This is a genomic window from Methylotenera sp. E1MeOHC1, assembly GCF_058745595.1.
Genome location: NZ_CP196025.1, coordinates 1060354 through 1075592, shown reverse-complemented (window position 1 = coordinate 1075592; position 15239 = coordinate 1060354). Strand labels below are relative to the sequence as shown.

At 44.7% G+C, this 15239-nt stretch carries 16 protein-coding genes; 13 read left to right on the top strand and 3 right to left on the bottom strand.

Annotated elements, in window-relative coordinates; translation table 11 throughout:
- Positions 1–45: 45 nt before the first annotated feature.
- The 13 genes from hflK to ACSSU7_RS04860 all read left to right on the top strand — a co-directional run bounded on the left by hflK (position 46) and on the right by ACSSU7_RS04860 (position 12429).
- Complete coding sequence (gene hflK, locus ACSSU7_RS04920; RefSeq protein WP_492517600.1) at positions 46–1254, top strand: FtsH protease activity modulator HflK; 1209 nt, start codon at positions 46–48, stop codon at positions 1252–1254.
- Positions 1255–1263: 9 nt separating this feature from the next.
- Positions 1264–2136 (top strand): protease modulator HflC, encoded by an 873-nt coding sequence (hflC, locus tag ACSSU7_RS04915; protein ID WP_492517599.1) that lies wholly within the window; start codon positions 1264–1266, stop codon positions 2134–2136.
- Positions 2137–2178: 42 nt separating this feature from the next.
- Positions 2179–2331 (top strand): DUF2065 domain-containing protein, encoded by a 153-nt coding sequence (locus tag ACSSU7_RS04910; RefSeq protein WP_492517757.1) that lies wholly within the window; start codon positions 2179–2181, stop codon positions 2329–2331.
- A 9-nt stretch (positions 2332–2340) separates the two neighbouring features.
- Complete coding sequence (locus ACSSU7_RS04905; protein WP_492517598.1) at positions 2341–3504, top strand: ATP phosphoribosyltransferase regulatory subunit; 1164 nt, start codon at positions 2341–2343, stop codon at positions 3502–3504.
- A gap of 71 nt (positions 3505–3575) precedes the next feature.
- Positions 3576–4907, top strand: coding sequence for an adenylosuccinate synthase (locus ACSSU7_RS04900; RefSeq protein WP_492517597.1), 1332 nt, complete (start codon positions 3576–3578; stop codon positions 4905–4907).
- 174 nt (positions 4908–5081) lie between these two features.
- Positions 5082–5639 carry a flavoprotein gene (locus tag ACSSU7_RS04895; protein ID WP_492517596.1) on the top strand — a complete coding sequence of 186 codons (558 nt, stop codon included), beginning with the start codon at positions 5082–5084 and terminating at the stop codon, positions 5637–5639.
- A 1-nt stretch (position 5640) separates the two neighbouring features.
- On the top strand, positions 5641–7056 hold the full coding sequence (locus ACSSU7_RS04890; protein ID WP_492517595.1) for a DUF6513 domain-containing protein: 1416 nt from the start codon (positions 5641–5643) through the stop codon (positions 7054–7056).
- A 65-nt stretch (positions 7057–7121) separates the two neighbouring features.
- Positions 7122–7697 carry a DUF447 domain-containing protein gene (locus ACSSU7_RS04885; protein WP_492517594.1) on the top strand — a complete coding sequence of 192 codons (576 nt, stop codon included), beginning with the start codon at positions 7122–7124 and terminating at the stop codon, positions 7695–7697.
- A gap of 53 nt (positions 7698–7750) precedes the next feature.
- On the top strand, positions 7751–8437 hold the full coding sequence (locus tag ACSSU7_RS04880) for a (5-formylfuran-3-yl)methyl phosphate synthase (RefSeq protein ID WP_492517593.1): 687 nt from the start codon (positions 7751–7753) through the stop codon (positions 8435–8437).
- Positions 8438–8562: 125 nt separating this feature from the next.
- A complete protein-coding gene (locus tag ACSSU7_RS04875; protein ID WP_492517592.1) occupies positions 8563–9657 on the top strand; it encodes an outer membrane beta-barrel protein in 1095 nt (364 codons plus the stop codon).
- Between the two features lie 59 nt (positions 9658–9716).
- Positions 9717–11069, top strand: a complete 1353-nt coding sequence (locus ACSSU7_RS04870; protein WP_492517591.1) for a TRZ/ATZ family hydrolase — start codon at positions 9717–9719, stop codon at positions 11067–11069.
- Positions 11036–11764, top strand: a complete 729-nt coding sequence (gene ubiG / locus ACSSU7_RS04865) for a bifunctional 2-polyprenyl-6-hydroxyphenol methylase/3-demethylubiquinol 3-O-methyltransferase UbiG (protein ID WP_492517590.1) — start codon at positions 11036–11038, stop codon at positions 11762–11764. Before ACSSU7_RS04870 ends, ubiG begins: the two co-directional genes overlap by 34 nt.
- A gap of 2 nt (positions 11765–11766) precedes the next feature.
- A complete protein-coding gene (locus ACSSU7_RS04860) occupies positions 11767–12429 on the top strand; it encodes an HAD family hydrolase (RefSeq protein WP_492517589.1) in 663 nt (220 codons plus the stop codon).
- Positions 12430–12590: 161 nt separating this feature from the next.
- Here the strand turns inward: ACSSU7_RS04860 and recR are convergent, their stop codons facing one another.
- The 3 genes from recR to dnaX are packed head-to-tail and all read right to left on the bottom strand — an operon-like array spanning position 12591 to position 15200.
- The gene (gene recR / locus ACSSU7_RS04855) at positions 12591–13193 is read right to left on the bottom strand and encodes a recombination mediator RecR (RefSeq protein ID WP_492517588.1); all 603 of its coding nucleotides are present in this window, start codon (positions 13191–13193) and stop codon (positions 12591–12593) included.
- 20 nt (positions 13194–13213) lie between these two features.
- A complete protein-coding gene (locus ACSSU7_RS04850; RefSeq protein ID WP_492517587.1) occupies positions 13214–13522 on the bottom strand; it encodes a YbaB/EbfC family nucleoid-associated protein in 309 nt (102 codons plus the stop codon).
- A gap of 19 nt (positions 13523–13541) precedes the next feature.
- On the bottom strand, positions 13542–15200 hold the full coding sequence (gene dnaX, locus ACSSU7_RS04845) for a DNA polymerase III subunit gamma/tau (protein ID WP_492517586.1): 1659 nt from the start codon (positions 15198–15200) through the stop codon (positions 13542–13544).
- Positions 15201–15239 lie beyond the last annotated feature (39 nt).

Sequence of the window (15239 nt, the reverse complement as noted above, 5' to 3'; positions counted from 1 at the left end):
GAATCAAGATTTAAAGTAATTCAATTTTTAGTGTTGGAGTGATGAATGATTAAATTCCCTGGTTGGAGACAGCAAAATAATGAAGGGCCGCCTGATCTTGATGAGGTGATGCGTGATTTAAGCCGCAAAATTAATGCGATGTTTGGCAAGAACGGTGGTAATCAATCTAACTCTCAGCCAAGACGTCCATCATCTGGCGATGTTAATTTGCCGATTCTACCAATCTTAGGCTTAGTGTTCCTTATTTGGCTGGCCTCTGGATTTTACATTGTTGATCAAGGTTCTACTGGTGTAGTGATGCGTTTTGGTAAGGCTTTAGATGAAACTACAGAGCCTGGGCCACGCTGGCATTTACCATACCCAATTGAATCTGTAGAAGTTGTGAATATGGAGCAAGTGCGGAGGCTGGAAGTCGGCTATAGAAGCAGCGCGGAGGGTTCTGGTGGTGGTAAGACTAAATTGCCTAAAGAAGCGTTAATGCTGACCGAAGATGAAAATATTATTGATCTGCAATTTGCGGTGCAATATAACCTGAATAACGCGAAATATTACTTATTCAATAACCGTTCCACTGACACAGCAGTGATGTCTGCTGCTGAATCTGCAATTCGTGAAGTTGTTGGTAAGAATAAATTGGATGATCTGTTGCAAAAAGGTTTGGCTGACACATCTGAGCGCATGCAAGTGATATTGGATAGTTATAAAACTGGTGTGAAAATTATTAGCGTATCGCTACAGAGCGCTCAACCGCCAGAGCAGGTACAAGAGGCTTTTGAAGACGTTAACCGTGCTAACCAAGACAATCAACGCCAAATCAATGAAGGTCAGGCTTACGCTAACGACGTGATTCCAAAAGCGCGTGGTACTGCTTCACGCCTATTGTCAGAAGCAGCAGGCTATAAGTTGAAGGTTGAAAGTGAAGCAAGAGGTAATGCAAGTCGTTTTGATCAAATTCTAGCGCAGTACAATAACGCACCAGAAGTGACACGTCAGCGTTTGTATCTAGATGCGCAAGAGCAGATTTTATCTGCTACAAGCAAAGTGATTGTTGATCAAAAAGCGGGAAATAGCTTGTTGTATTTGCCATTAGATAAATTGATTAATGCAACTAGCGCAACATCTACTGCACCGCAATCTCAATCCGTCCAGTCATTAAATCCGCAAACTGAATCAGGCGCAGCTTTTGATTCATCAGCCGCTACTACCGAGCGCTCGAGAGAAGCTTTTCGCAGCCGTGATAGAGAAAGTAGATAAGGAACAATAATGAATAAGGCAAAAAATATTATTTTCGTGGGGATTTTAGGTTTGATGTTGCTATCAGCCTCTGCATTCACCGTGAAACAAACCCAGTATGTGGTCGTGCAAAGGTTAGGTGAAATCGTCTCTGTGAAAAAAGAGCCCGGTCTTTACTTTAAAATGCCATTCGTGGATAACCTCAAGTACTTTGACAATCGTATATTGACCCTAGATTGGGAGCAGCCTGCTAAGTTTATTACTAGCGAAAACAAATACATGATGGTGGATTCTTTCGTCAAATGGCGCATTGTTGATCCTGTTAAGTATTATGTATCAATTAAAGAGGGCGGTGAGGCTGCTGCAGAAGATAGATTATCTAAAGTAGTGAATGCTGTTTTACGTACGGAGTTTGGTAAACGTACAGTGCGTGATGTGATTGCCGGTGAGCGTGCTGCGGTCATGGATAACCTACGTAAGACTGCCGATGCGGAAGCTCGCCAAATGGGTATTGCCGTGGTTGATGTACGCCTGAAACGTGTAGATTATGCTGAGGAAATCAGTAAATCAGTATTTGACCGTATGATTGCAGAGCGTAAACGCCTAGCAAATCAATTACGTTCAGAAGGTGCCGCTGCATCAGAAAAAATTCGTGCTGATGCTGATAAGCAACGTGAAGTCATTATTGCCGAAGCTTATAGTGAAGCCCAAAAAACCAAGGGTGAGGGTGATGCCAAAGCTGGCGAGATTTATAATCAGTCTTATAGCCGTAACCCAGAGTTCTATGCGTTTTATCGCAGCCAAGAAGCATATAAAAACAGCTTCAAGAGCAAAAGTGACGTAATGGTGCTGGATCCAAATTCAGAGTTCTTTAAATACATGCGCAGCCCTAACAGAAAATAGTAAGTTGTGGTGAGTGACTATGTGTTAACTGCTTTAGGTTTGATGCTAGTGTTTGAGGGGCTGCTTCCTTTGCTGATGCCTCAAGCCTGGCGCGAAACCTTTATAAAGATGGTGACATTAAAAGATGGGCAACTTCGCTTCGTTGGCTTGATATCCATAGTTGGCGGTTTGCTCTTAATTTTATTAAGTAAATGATTGATAAATATGCGTAATTGGTTGTTACCCGAATATATTGAAGATGTGTTACCTGCTGAGGCTTTACGTACTGAAGTCTTGCGTCGTAAATTGCTAGACTTATTTAAAGTGCATGGTTATCAGTATGTTATTCCACCGATGTTGGAGTACATGGAGTCCTTAATCACTGGTGCAGGACATGATTTGGATTTAGCCACATTTAAAGTGGTTGACCAGTTAACTGGTCGGCTTATGGGGGTGCGTGCAGATATGACCCCGCAAGCCGCTAGAATAGACGCGCACTTGTTGAATCATCAAGGCGTGACGCGTCTATGCTATGCAGGCAGTGTGTTACGCACTAAGCCTGATGGCTTGGCGTTGACGCGTGAGCCTTTGCAAATTGGCGCTGAGTTATATGGTCATGCCGGTATCGAAAGCGATATTGAAATTCAGCGTTTATTGATTAAAGCATTGCAAGTCATTGGCATTGATGAAATTCATCTAGATTTTAGTCACGTCAACGTGTTTGGCAGTTTGATTGAAGCAAGCCAGGTTGATGCCCAGTTAGAGCAGGATTTATACGCAGCTTTGCAAAGCAAAGATCAGCCTGCGGTAGCCGCATTGACCAAGGCGCTGGATCACACAACGCGTGAGGCGTTATTGCACTTAACTGAGCTTAATGGTGATAAATCTATTCTGACTAAAGCATTCCAAGTGCTGCCAGCTACGCCTGCGATTAAGAAGGCATTGGATAGTTTACAGCAAGTAAGTCATGCGATTGACCAACTAGGCGCTAGCGTCAGCTTCGATTTAAGCGAATTGCGTGGCTACCATTACCATAGCGGTATAGTGTTTGCGGCGTACGCAAAAGGCTACAAGGGGCCACTTGCATTGGGTGGTCGCTATGATGAGGTCGGGCAGTCTTTCGGACGTGCACGCCCGGCGACAGGATTTAGCCTTGATTTGCGTGGGGTGGTCAGTGCTTTACCCCCAGCACAATCTAATATGGCCATTTATGCACCGGTATCAACAGACCCTGCGCTTGCGAGTAAAATCGCAAGTCTGCGCAATGAAGGGTGCGTTGTAATTGAGGCCCTTGATGGTGCTGATGCAGATTTAAACGAACTCAATTGTAATCAGAGGCTAGAGCATTACAATTCTGGCTGGCATGTAGTTGATGTAGTAAAAAACTAAAAGTTGCACGTGATTTTGCTGTAGGCAAAATCACTACTCCAAAAAATTAATATTTAATCAAAGTAAACGTTATGGCAAATAAAGCAGCAAAAAATGTGGTCGTCATTGGTACGCAGTGGGGCGATGAAGGCAAAGGTAAAATTGTTGATTGGTTAACCGATCATGCACAAGGTGTGGTGCGTTTTCAGGGCGGTCACAATGCTGGTCACACATTAGTGGTTGGTCAGGGTGATGCGCAACGTGTTTATAAACTCAATCTTGTGCCTTCTGGTATCGTGCGTGCTGGCGTTAATTGCTATATTGGTAATGGCGTAGTGTTAGATGCTGGGCATTTGCTTAAAGAAATTGCCGCTTTAGAAAAAGACGGCCTAGAAGTAAGTAATCGTTTAAAAGTAAGCCCAGGCTGCCCGTTGATTATGAGCCACCATGTGGCGGTAGACGTGGCCCGTGAAGCAAAACGCAGCGCAGAGAAAAAAATCGGCACCACAGGTAAAGGCATTGGCCCAACCTACGAAGACAAAGTGGCGCGCCGTGCCCTGCGTGTGTACGACTTGTTCTACCCTGAACGTTTCTCAGAAAAGTTACGTGAAGTAATGGATTACCATAACTTCGTGTTAACCAATTATCTTGATGCTAAACCTGTAGATTTTAATCAGCAATTCGATGCAAGCATGCAGCAGGCAATTGCATTGAAACCGATGATTGCAGACGTTTCTGCAGAAATTTATGCAGCGAATGCTAAAGGTGAGAATTTGTTGTTTGAAGGCGCACAAGGCACCTTGCTAGATATCGACCACGGTACTTATCCGTACGTGACTTCAAGCAACTGTATCGCAGGTCAGGCATCGGCTGGTACAGGTGTGGGCGCTAATATGCTGCACTATGTATTAGGCATTACTAAAGCCTATACAACGCGCGTGGGTGGTGGCCCATTCCCTAGCGAGCTAGATATTGAGACACAAGGTTTACCTGGTTATCAGATGTCAAATAAAGGCCAAGAGATTGGTACTGTGACCAAACGTAAGCGTCGTTGTGGCTGGTTTGATGCAGCAGCATTGCGTCGCTCAGCGATGATTAACGGCCTAACCGGTTTGTGTATCACTAAGTTAGATGTATTGGACGGCATTAAAGAGCTCAATATCTGTACAGGTTATGAGTTAGACGGCAAAAAAATTGATTTGCTACCTATCGGTGCAGACGATGTGGCTGGATGTAAGCCTATTTATGAAACTGTACCTGGTTGGACTGAAACTACGTTTGGCGTAAAAACGTGGGATGGCTTGCCTAAAAATGCACAAAACTACTTAAAACGCTTAGAAGCATTATGCGGCGTGCCAATTGCTATTGTTTCTACAGGCCCTGAGCGTGATGAAACTATCGTGATTGAGCATCCTTTCGCTTAATCGTCATTACTATTAATGCCTATGCATTAATAGTAACTAGCGCCACTCATGTGCGCTGATCAATATGAATCATGCTTCTACTAAACGTTACATTCTTGACGTTTAGTGGGGATGCGCATAGTAGTCATGGTGCTAATGGTTGTGGTGTGTTTTTAAGTACAAATTTGGTTAAAAATGATAGATAAAAAAAATCAACGTTTGGCATGGGCGATTACCGGCTCTGGTCATTATTTACGTGAGTCTATTGAGATTCTGAATACATTAGAGAATGTTGATATTTTTCTAAGTAGCGCCGGTGCCGAAATTATTCAGCAATACGGTTTTCAGCAAGCGTTAAACGCTGCTGGCCATCGCGTTTATCAAGATAAAACAGCTAGCAGCGTGCCTGTGGGCATGTTTTACAAAGGTAAATACCACGGGTTAGTAATTGCACCGGCAACCTCAAACACCATTGCGAAAATGGCGTATGGCTTCTCTGATAGCTTGGTGACTAATTTATACGCACAGGCTGGTAAAACACTTGTGCCTAGTATCGTATTTGCGTGCGATACCGCGCCCGAGCTGGAGTCTGAAGCGCCACGCGATAATATGGTTAAAGTTTATCCGCGTAAGATTGATTTAGAGAATATTGCCAAGCTCAAATCGTTTGAAATGACGAGTGTGGTAGAGGATATGAACAGCTTAAACAGCTGCATCCAGCAGCATTTGCAGTCGCTAAAAAATACCGACTAGCATGACGAAAAATCTACTTTTTTTAACGGGTAAGCTTGCCGAAAAAAGTTTGAACAAAGTACTAAGTGAAGTGCAAAGTAACCCTAAAACACAGCCTTTTAAGTACCGTGTGGAGCAGATTGGGGTTTCGGTTGCGGCGCTGATGACGCCAGATTTAATCGCGCGTAGAGTAAAAGAAACTGGTGATGCAGATAAGGTGATTGTGCCAGGTTTGTGCCAAGGTGATTTAACTATGCTAGAAGCCAAATACGGGGTGCCTGTTGAGCGTGGCCCAGCAGATTTAAAGGATCTTCCCCAATACTTTGGGCACCAAGGTATTGCGCCTGATTTAAGCCAGTACCAAGTTAAAATATTCGCAGAGATTGTAGATGCGCCATATTTAAGCGTAGAAGGCATTCTGCAAAAAGCCTTGCAATATCAAGCGCAAGGCGCCAATGTGATTGATCTTGGTTGCTTGCCCGCTGTACCTTTTCCTCACTTGGCGGAAAGCATTCAGGCACTTAAGCAGCAAGGTTTAAATGTCAGTGTGGACTCTTTAAATACCGATGACTTGCTCGCGGCGGGGCATGCGGGCGCTGATTACCTGTTAAGCCTTACCGAGAAAACACTTTGGATTGCACAAGAGGTCGCCTCTACCCCAGTGTTAATTCCTGCAAAGCCACATAGTTTACCTTCGTTATATCGTGCGATTGAGGGTTGTATTAAGTTAGGTAAGCCTTTTCTGGCTGATGCAATTTTGGATCCTATCCATTTTGGTTTGACCGACTCCATCGTGCGTTATCATCGTTTGCGTAAAAAATACCCTGATATTGAAATTATGATGGGGATTGGTAATCTAACAGAGCTTACCGATGCAGATACCACAGGAATCAATGCATTATTGTTTGGCATGATTAGTGAACTCAATATCAATGCAGTGTTGGCAACCTCAGTCAGTACCCATGCTGTGAATGCAATTGCAGAAGCTGATATTGCTAGACGCACCATGTTTGCTGCTAAGCGAGATGAGCGTTTACCGCGCGGCTATAGCAACGGTTTATTAGGGTTGCATGATAAGCGGCCGTTTACCTATAGTGCTGAAGAAATTAATGAAATCGCATCACAGATTAAAGACCCAAGCTTTCGTATTCAGGTCAGTGAGCAAGGTTTGCATATATACAATCGGGATGGCATATATGAAGCGTTAGATCCCTTTGTGTTGTATCCGCATTTAAAAGTGGGCGATGATGCTTCCCATGCTTTTTATTTAGGCGTGGAGTTGGCGCGTGCGCAAATTGCATGGCAGCTAGGAAAGCGTTACGCGCAAGACCAGGAGCTGGAGTGGGGTGTTAGCACTAAGCGCACTGATGTTGGCGGTAAAGCCGCACATCGTGAAGCCTCTATCAAAGAAAAGCGCGCAAAAAAAGACGCGCAGTAAGTTTTTAAGTAAATTGCTGTAGGTGCGAGAAAGCGTAAAACTCGCCACAAGTAGAAAGTTAATGCATGATTTATGAAACCATAGTTAGTTCAGTAAATGCCGAAGGCGTCGCGCATGTCACGCCTTTTGGCATACGCATGCAAGATGGTTTGGTGGTGATTGCCCCGTTCAAACCATCGACAACGCTAGCCAATATATTGGCTACAGGTCATGCTGTTGTGAATTTAACTGACGATGTACGCGTGTTTGCTGCGGCGTTAGCTGCAAAATCTGTGGCTGACTTGACGCCTGCCACCAAAATAAATGGGGTTAGATTAGCCGAGGTGTTGGCACATAAAGAACTTAAGCTAGTTAAGTTTGAAGACGATGATGTGCGTCCGCAGCTATTTCTAGAGATAGTCTATGAAGCACAGCACCAGCCGTTTCAGGGATTTAATCGGGCACAAGCGGCAGTCATCGAGCTGGCGGTTTTGGTCAGCCGTTTAAAAAGACTGCCGTTAGAAAAAATCTGCCAAGAAATAGGTTATTTGACTATTGCTATCGATAAAACAGCTGGTCCGCGAGAGTTGGAAGCCTGGGGTTGGTTGATAGAAATGGTTGAAAATCATAAAGCTGCACTTAATCTTGAGAACTTGGCTTAGCCAGAGCGTTCGACTTAATTTATGGACTATATTGGCTTGAGCGTAGTATTCGCATGACACAATTATTAATTAGCGTTACAGATATTAATGAGGCAAAAATTGCCTTGGCACACGGTGCAGATTTAATTGATTTAAAAGATCCGCATCAGGGTGCGCTTGGTGCGCTACCCATCAATACCATTCAAGACGTGGTAAGTTTTGTCAGTATCAATCGCACTGGCCCGCAGCAATATACCAGTGCAACCGTTGGTGATTTGCCAATGCAAGCGGATTTAATTTCACAGCAGGTATCGAATATTGCCAATACCAAAGTCGATTTCGTCAAAATTGGTTTTTTTGAATCAGAAGACTATCAGCCATGTTTGGATGCACTTAAGCAAATTACGCAACACGGTGTTAAGTTAATTGCAGTCCTATTTGCTGAGATGCAGTACCCAACACACTTGATTGATGACATTAAAGCCGCAGGTTTTTATGGTGTGATGCTGGATACAGCCCAAAAGAATGGGGGTACGTTCATGGATTATTACACGCATGAGCAAATGGCGTTATTCGCAACACGTGTTAAAAATCATGCAATGGCTTTTGGTTTAGCTGGTTCACTCAATATACAGCATATAGAAAAAATCAGCGCTTATTCCCCAACCTATATTGGTTTTAGGGGTGGGGTTAGCGTGTCTAATCAGCGAAAATTAAGCTTGGATGCAAGCAAAATAAAAGCAATCCGCGCAATGTTGTAAGTTTGTTGTAATTTTGCAACAAAAGCGGCTGTGGGCTAATATCTGCATGATGTTATAAGTTGCGTTACCTTATGTATATGCGTATTATTGCCAACATAAAGATTCATTAACAAGGAGTAATAAGAATGAAAAAGAACATGTTAACTTTCGCTGTAGCCGCTACATTAGGCTTAGCAGCGTTCGCTGCAACTGCAGAGGATATGTACCGTGGCGCTTGGTATGCAGTACCAGGTGTTAGCTATATGAATACAGATAGCGATCTAGAGGCTAACAATGGCGGCGGCGCATTTCTAAAACTTGGTAAAGAATTGTCTGAGCATTGGGACATTCAAGGTGGCCTAGGCTACAATCGCGCAAGCGAAGATACTGGCATCGCTGGTGTAGGTGGTCGTTACAAACAAACAACACTAGGCGTTGATGCTTTATACATGTTTAGCCGTGATAAATTCCGTCCATTCTTATTAGCAGGTTTAGGCGTAGCACGTAATGACGTTGATTACACTCACCCTACATTAGATGTTGATGGTAAGAAAACATCTTGGTTAGCTAACGTTGGTTTAGGCGCACAATACCTATTTAATGATACATTCGGTTTACAAGCTGACTTGCGTCATCAATGGAGCCGTGCATCAGTTAAAGTAAGCGATGGTGTAACTACAGCTAGCGAAACTGACACAATCGGTAACACACTATTAAGTCTAGGCGGTATCTTTCGCTTTGGCGCACCAGCTCCAATGCCTGTAGCTGCAGTTGAGCCTGAGCCAGCACCAGTAGCGCCAGTTGCTGTTGCACCAACTCCAGAGCCAGCACCAGCGCCAGCATGCGTGCCACAATACGAAACAATTACGATTGAGGCTTCTAAATTGTTTGCGTTCGATGAAGCTAAATTGAAAGATACTAGCGTTCTGGATAACGAAGTTGTGCCGAAAATGAAAGAAAACAAAATTTTCGCAAGCGTAAAAGTAACTGGTCATACAGACAAGCTTGGTAGCGAAGCTTACAACCAAAAACTATCAGAAAAACGTGCTAACCAAGTGCGTGATTACTTGATTAGCCAAGGTATCGAAGCTGATCGTTTAGTTGCTGTAGGTAAAGGTGAGTTAGTGCCAGTGGTTAGTTGCGATGGTGTAAAAGGCCGTAAAGCATTAATCGAGTGCCTAGCACCAAACCGTCGTGTTGAGATCGAAGCTACACGTTCAATGGAAAAAGGTTGCAAATAATTTCCTTGATTGTAAAAAGCCCCGCTTGCGGGGCTTTTTTATTGGTAAAATAAGCCTCTATGACAAAATCTGATCAGTTGCCGATGCAAGTCACCCATGTAGAGTTAGTGATAGAAGCGCGTTGGGTTGTGCCTGCCGATTCAAATAATACCTTGCATGAGTTTTACTCAGTAGTGATTGATCATCAGCTAATTGTTGATGTGTTACCAACAGAGCAGGCGCGTGTGAAGTATGCTGCGGCTGAGTTGGTTGAGGTCGATGAGCATGTGCTGATGCCCGGTTTAATTAATGCGCATACGCATGCGGCAATGACATTAATGCGAGGGATTGCAGATGACCAGCCTTTAATGGTTTGGCTTAACTCGCATATTTGGCCGGCAGAGCGCGCGGTTGTGACAGAGCGCTATGTAGAAGATGCTTCTTTGCTAGCCTGCGCTGAAATGTTAAGTGGCGGCACTACTTGTTTTAATGATATGTACTTTTATCCGCAGGCAACTGCGATGGCTGCCAATAAGGCGGGAATTCGTGCACATTTGGGCTTAACGGTATTGGAGTTTCCAACCAATTATGCGGCAGACGCCGATGATTACTTGCAAAAAGGTTTTGAAGCGCATGATAGCTGGCGTGGTAATGCGTTAATAAGCTCAGCGTTAGCGCCACATGCACCATACACAATTTCTAATTCTACTTTCGAAAAAGTACTGACTTACGCAGAGCAGTTGGGTTTGGGTATCCATACGCATTTGCATGAAACACGTGATGAGATTAGCCAGAGCGAGGCGACTTATGGTGTAAGGCCGATACAAAGAATTGCCGAACTTGGTTTGTTAGGCCCAGGGTTTATTGCCGCACATGGCGTGCATCTATTGCCGCATGAGATTGATATGTTGGCTGAGTATGGGTGCCATATCGCGCATTGCCCAGCCTCCAATTTGAAATTGGGTAGTGGTATTGCGCCGGTGCATGCTTTATTGAAAAATAATGTCAATGTATGTGTAGGTACTGATGGCGCCGCGAGTAATAATCGTTTAGATATGTTCAGTGAAATGCGGCTGGCGGCCTTGTTGTGCAAAGGGGTGAGTGAAGATGCTGCAGCATTGCCTGCGTATCAGGCGCTGAAAATGGTGACAATTAATGCAGCTAAAGCGATAGGGCTGGATCATAAGATTGGTAGTATCGAAAGAGGAAAACATGCAGATTTGGTGGCTGTGAAGTTGAGCGACTTTGCAATATCCCCTTGTTATGACCCAGTTTCACATTTAGTGTATAGCTGTGGTCGTGAGCATGTGACCCATACTTGGGTAGCAGGTACATTGCGTTACAGTAATGGTACTTATGCGAATATAGAACCAGTAGAGTTAAAGGAAATTATCCAAATATGGCAACCGAAGCTAAGACAATACAAACATTAAACGCAGATGTGCTGGAGTTGCAAAAATTTGGCGAACTTGCACATAAGTGGTGGGACAAAAATAGCGAATTTAAACCGCTGCATGAGATTAACCCATTACGTTTAAACTATATCGATAGCTTAGCCAGTTTAAGTGGTAAGCGTGTGTTGGACGTAGGTTGTGGCGGCGGTATTTTGTCTGAATCTATGTACTTTAAGGGTGCTGACGTGACCGGGATTGACCTCGGTGAACAAGCGCTTAATGTTGCTAAATTGCATCAGCTGGAAAGCGGTGCAAAAGTAAAGTATGAGCTTATTTCTGTCGAGCAGTTAGCGCTGGAGCAACCTGCAAGTTTTGACGTGGTGACCTGTATGGAAATGCTGGAGCATGTGCCTGACCCTGCATCCATTGTGGCGGCATGTGCGCGGCTGGTAAAGCCTGGCGGCTCTGTATTTTTCTCAACCATTAACCGCAACCCTAAAGCTTATTTGTTTGCGGTACTGGGTGCCGAGTATATTTTAAATATGTTGCCTAAAGGCACACATGATTATGCAAAGTTTATTAAACCATCTGAGCTTTCTGGCTGGGTGCGTCAATCCGGATTGAATGTTTCTGGTATGCGCGGTATGAGCTATCAGCCACTGACGCAGCATTATTCGTTAAGCGATGATGTCTCTGTGAATTATCTTTTACACACCGAACTTAGTGGTTATTAATCATGATTTTATTTGATTTAGACGGTACTTTGGTTGATACAGCACATGATCTTGCCTATGCGCTTAATTTACAACGGATGCAGCACGGCCTTGCCGAATTACCGCTAGATGTGATCAGGCCTTATGCCTCGCATGGATCTAAAGGTTTGTTGGCCATTGGATTCGATTTAAGTGACGAGGATGATGCTTTTGCCAGTATGCGCGATGAGTATCTGGCTATCTATGACCAAGTGTTAACGCGAAAACCAATTTTGTTTGATGGAATCTCTGAGCTACTAGTAACGTTAGAAGCGAACAATATACCTTGGGGCGTAGTCACGAATAAACCGCGACGCTTCACGCAACCCTTGATGCAAAGCATTGGTCTGTTAACACGTGCGGCATGCGTGGTGAGCGGGGATGATGCCGCACGCCCAAAACCGTATCCTGATACATTATTAATGGCTTGTAAGCAGGCTGGTGTGAACCCTCAGCAGTGCTGGTATGTCGGTGATGCAGAGCGTGATATTCAAGCCGGTAAAGCCGCCGGCATGCAAACTGTGGTGGCATTGTATGGTTATTTGTCGGATACAGACCAGCCGGAGGCGTGGGGCGCAGATCAAGCAATACAAGCACCTTTAGACCTGCTGGCATTTGTTAACCTTAAGCTCTCGGCAACTTGTTGATGCAGTTGGCTGTGTTGGATCTACTAGCGTCACTTGTGTAAATTAGGCGCGCTGCACAGTGATAATAGGCCAGGTATAGCTTAGTTTGGAATTGGTTCGAATGCTCGTCATGAGATGACTGTGACTTTGGCATTGCACAGCTATACTGAACGGCTTGGAGCCTATTTAAATACGCTTCTGCGCTCCAGCATTGCTTGTGCAAGTGTTCCGGTGTCAACGTATTCAATTTCACCGCCCATGGGCATGCCGCGTGCAATACGACTCACTTTAATGCCACGGGCACGTAGTAGCTCACTAATGTAATGCGCGGTTGCGTCGCCTTCTACCGTATAATTGGTTGCGAGGATGACCTCTGTAACAATGCCGTCATTTGCGCGCTTAATGAGCTTATCTAGATGAATTTCTTTAGGTCCAATTCCATCAAGCGGAGATAGTCTACCCATCAACACAAAATACATGCCAGTGTAAGCGCGTGTGTTTTCCAGCATAATCAGGTCGGTTGGCATTTCAACCACGCATAGCACAGTTTTATCTCGTTGTGCTGATTCACATAGCGGGCAGATGGGTTGTTCACTAAAGGTGTTGCATAGCTTGCAATGGTCAACGACTTGTAACGCATTGTTCAGCGCCAAAGCCAGACCGCTTGCACCTTGCCTGTCGCGCTGTAGCAGGTAGTATGCCATGCGCTGCGCCGATTTTGGCCCCACGCCTGGTAAACAACGTAAGCTATCGATGAGTTGTTCAAGCGCAGGCGGGTTTTTCATTGCAATATTATGGGCTTAATTTAGAATGGCAGTTTCATGCCTGCAGGCATAAAGCTTGATAGGCGTGCTGACGAGGTAGCTTCAGCTTTGGCTGCTGCGTCTTTTAAAGCGATGACCAATAAGTCTTCTAAGGTTTCTTTGTCATCCATTACGCTGTCATCTAGAGTGACGCGTTTTACTTCATTTTTACAGGACATTTGTACTTTAACCAAACCATTGGCCGCAATGCCTTCAACGTCAATGTTAGCAAGCTCTTCTTGTGCTTTTTGCATGTTAGCTTGCATTTGCTGGGCTTGTTTCATTAAATTGCCCATGCCACCTTTCATCATCTTGTTCTCCTTAACTTGATTAAATTGGTTTGATACTGTTCGGAATAATTGTCGCACCGAAATCATCAATCAACGCTTGTACAAAGCTATCTTCTTCAATTGCGTTTTCTGCGTTGGCTTGTGCTTGTGCTTTTTCTTGAGAAATTTGTTTGGCAGGGGTGTTGCCTGTGCCGCCAATGCTAAATTGCAGCCTAATTTTTCTATCAAAGTGCTGTGTGATTGCCGTCGTTAACTTTTCTTGATAATTGGCTGAAACTAAGTGTTTTTGGCCTTCTGGCACGCTAAGTGTAATGCTGTCTTCGTCATACGCAACCAGTTCGCAGTGCTTGGCCAACTCTCTGGCAAGCCCAAGTTTTAGTGCATCGACTAATGCCCGCCAGTTTCCATTAAAACTAGTACTGCCTGTGTGAGGCGCGTCTGTCGTGCTTGCAATTGGCGCTGTTTCAGCAGTATCTGCCGTTACTGTGGCTGAAACAGTCGTTGCTGCCACAGTAACGGCTTCAGGTTTAATTGGGGTTTCAATTGGCGCGGTGGGCGCTACAGGACGTACATTGTTGACTGGGCTTGGTGTTTTGGCTTTTTGAGCGCTATTCTCGCTTGGGGTAAATGCCAGCATGCGTAGCAGGCTCATGGTGAAGCCAGCAAACTCATCAGGTGCTAAGCCTATGTCACGGCGCCCTAATAAGGCTATTTGATAATAGAGCTGTAAGGTTTCCGCTTGGATTCTTTGTGCTAGGCTCAGCAAAGCTTCACGTTCCGGAAGGTCGTTTGCAACGCTCTCTGGTACTGTCTGCGCAACCGCGATTTGGTGCAGCAATTGTGCGAAATCATTCAAGGCAGCATCAAATGATATGCTGCGCTCCTCCATTGCCTTGGCCTGATTAATCAGGCTGTTGCCGTCATTGGCTAGCAGTGCATCTAATAATTGGTATAAGTAGCTTTGATCAATAGCGCCCAGCATTGCGCGCACTTCTGACTCGTGTACCGTTTGGCCGCCGTAAGCAATGGCTTGATCGGTAAGTGAGAGTGCATCGCGCATGCTGCCAGCAGCTGCGCGCGAGATTAAGTGTAGCGCTGTTGGTTCAAATGCAATGTTTTCTTGCGTCAGGATGTTTTGCAGGTGGCTGGTGATAGAAGTGCCAGCCATTTGGCGTAGATTAAACTGCAGGCAACGCGACAATACAGTTACCGGTACTTTTTGCGGATCTGTGGTAGCGAGGATGAATTTGACATGCGCTGGTGGTTCTTCCAGCGTTTTTAACATGGCATTAAATGCACTTTTTGACAGCATGTGCACTTCATCGATGATGTAAACCTTGAAGCGACCAGCAGTGGGTGCGTATTGTGCGTTATCCAGTAAATCACGCATGGCATCTACCTGCGTGTTACTAGCCGCATCCACTTCAATTAAATCAACAAAGCGGCCTTTATCAATTTCGGTACAGGCATTACAAACGCCACAAGGCTTTGCGGTGATGCCGGTTTCGCAATTGAGTGATTTTGCCAGTATGCGTGCTAAGGTGGTTTTGCCAACGCCGCGTGTGCCGGTAAACAAGTAAGCATGGTGTAAGCGATTTTGTTCAAGGGCATTGGTGAGCGCACGTACGACATGATCTTGACCGACCAACGTTTCAAACGATTTTGGGCGCCATTTACGCGCTAGCACTTGATATGACATAACCTAAACTTTAGCTGAAAATTGTATTTTCGTCTTTAA

What these genes read in the sequence shown, in the direction of transcription:
- hflK (WP_492517600.1), top strand. Translation starts at nt 46, where the DNA reads ATGATTAAATTCCCTGGTTGGAGACAGCAAAATAATGAAGGGCCGCCT.
- hflC (WP_492517599.1), top strand. Translation starts at nt 1,264, where the DNA reads ATGAATAAGGCAAAAAATATTATTTTCGTGGGGATTTTAGGTTTGATG.
- ACSSU7_RS04910 (WP_492517757.1), top strand. Translation starts at nt 2,179, where the DNA reads ATGCTAGTGTTTGAGGGGCTGCTTCCTTTGCTGATGCCTCAAGCCTGG.
- ACSSU7_RS04905 (WP_492517598.1), top strand. Translation starts at nt 2,341, where the DNA reads ATGCGTAATTGGTTGTTACCCGAATATATTGAAGATGTGTTACCTGCT.
- ACSSU7_RS04900 (WP_492517597.1), top strand. Translation starts at nt 3,576, where the DNA reads ATGGCAAATAAAGCAGCAAAAAATGTGGTCGTCATTGGTACGCAGTGG.
- ACSSU7_RS04895 (WP_492517596.1), top strand. Translation starts at nt 5,082, where the DNA reads ATGATAGATAAAAAAAATCAACGTTTGGCATGGGCGATTACCGGCTCT.
- ACSSU7_RS04890 (WP_492517595.1), top strand. Translation starts at nt 5,641, where the DNA reads ATGACGAAAAATCTACTTTTTTTAACGGGTAAGCTTGCCGAAAAAAGT.
- ACSSU7_RS04885 (WP_492517594.1), top strand. Translation starts at nt 7,122, where the DNA reads ATGATTTATGAAACCATAGTTAGTTCAGTAAATGCCGAAGGCGTCGCG.
- ACSSU7_RS04880 (WP_492517593.1), top strand. Translation starts at nt 7,751, where the DNA reads ATGACACAATTATTAATTAGCGTTACAGATATTAATGAGGCAAAAATT.
- ACSSU7_RS04875 (WP_492517592.1), top strand. Translation starts at nt 8,563, where the DNA reads ATGAAAAAGAACATGTTAACTTTCGCTGTAGCCGCTACATTAGGCTTA.
- ACSSU7_RS04870 (WP_492517591.1), top strand. Translation starts at nt 9,717, where the DNA reads ATGACAAAATCTGATCAGTTGCCGATGCAAGTCACCCATGTAGAGTTA.
- ubiG (WP_492517590.1), top strand. Translation starts at nt 11,036, where the DNA reads ATGGCAACCGAAGCTAAGACAATACAAACATTAAACGCAGATGTGCTG.
- ACSSU7_RS04860 (WP_492517589.1), top strand. Translation starts at nt 11,767, where the DNA reads ATGATTTTATTTGATTTAGACGGTACTTTGGTTGATACAGCACATGAT.
- recR (WP_492517588.1), bottom strand. Translation starts at nt 13,193, where the DNA reads ATGAAAAACCCGCCTGCGCTTGAACAACTCATCGATAGCTTACGTTGT.
- ACSSU7_RS04850 (WP_492517587.1), bottom strand. Translation starts at nt 13,522, where the DNA reads ATGATGAAAGGTGGCATGGGCAATTTAATGAAACAAGCCCAGCAAATG.
- dnaX (WP_492517586.1), bottom strand. Translation starts at nt 15,200, where the DNA reads ATGTCATATCAAGTGCTAGCGCGTAAATGGCGCCCAAAATCGTTTGAA.